This is a genomic window from Cellulomonas sp. P2_B4 (genome assembly GCF_056404795.1).
On sequence record NZ_JBFUDI010000095.1, the window covers coordinates 1 to 549 of the forward strand.

The following is a 549-nucleotide window of genomic DNA, read 5'->3' on the forward strand; positions in this document are numbered from 1 at the left end:
GTCTTTCACCGTAACCAGTGTTTCCGTCGCTGCCGCATATTGACAGTGTATTGCTTAAACAATACACTTTCGCGACGATGACGAAGGGGTGACAATGGTCAAGACAGCGGTCCTGATGTCGGTGCTCGCGGCGACCCTCGCCGCCTGCGGCCCGGCGCATTTCGACGAGCTGGCCTATTCGGCCGATGTCGATGCGAATCAGAGCGTCGCTCTTTTCACCTGCCGCATATCGTCGAGCGGCAAGTGCGTCTTCCGCTTCGACGGCAATGCCAGCCCCTCCACCGCGACCGTCGCGGTGAACGAGACCGGGGCCGTCAGCGGAATCGGCCCCGGCACCAGCTATTGCGCGACGTCAGGCGCGGACGGCGCGACATGCCATCCCCAGACGCTCCAGGCAGGCAAGCAGACGATCCGCCACGTCAAGCGCAGCTCCTAGGCTTCGGCCCGCTCGCTGCGATAATAAGCGAAGGTCAGCCAGGTCGCGACGGCGCCGAGCAGGTGCCAGATCGCGTGCCCCTGGATCAAGCTGGACGGCGCACAGGCCAGCCC

At 64.1% G+C, this 549-nt stretch carries 1 protein-coding gene; it reads left to right on the forward strand.

The window, feature by feature from the left end; translation table 11 throughout:
* Positions 1–94 precede the first annotated feature (94 nt).
* Positions 95–436, forward strand: a complete 342-nt coding sequence (locus AC1DZC_RS20280) for a hypothetical protein (RefSeq protein WP_465172872.1) — start codon at positions 95–97, stop codon at positions 434–436.
* The last annotated feature ends 113 nt before the right edge of the window (positions 437–549 follow it).